Here is a 460-nt window from a genome sequence, read left to right as displayed (position 1 = left end):
GTCGCCGGCAGCGCGATCACCGCGCAGGCCGCGGCCCGGCCGATCCGGTCGGCGCGTCCGCTCACGCCGGTGGTGACGTGCAGCGCGAACGCCGTGTTGTCGTAGGCGATGTCCGCGGAGATGCCGAAGGACAGCAGGAAGGCGATCATCGGGCCCAGCCACAGCATGAAGGTGAAGTCGCCGGTCTGCGAGAGTCCGAAGAAGACCGCCACCGGAATGAGCGGAATGGAGACCAGCGACGCCCCGTAGCGGGGATCCTTGAACCAGTAGATGAGCGCACGCGCCGCCACGGCTCCGGCAGGGGTTCCGGGCATCCGGGAGAACCAGCCCAGCCTGCCGCCGGCCTTCCGGGACACGGCGTTGTACGGCGGCGTGACCAGCGCACGGGCCAGGCTGAGCTTCCAGAGCCAGGCCAGCACGGCCAGGAAGGCCACCGCGATGAGCAGCCGGGCGCCGGCCG

Annotated in this window: 1 pseudogene; it reads right to left on the bottom strand. The window is 71.1% G+C overall.

The annotated features are described in order from the left end of the window. Positions 1–460, bottom strand: a pseudogene (locus AC5RUJ_RS18360) (transporter); the annotation flags it as partial.

The organism is Arthrobacter sp. Y3223164 (assembly GCF_059091005.1).
This window is presented reverse-complemented; position numbering and strand designations above follow the sequence as displayed.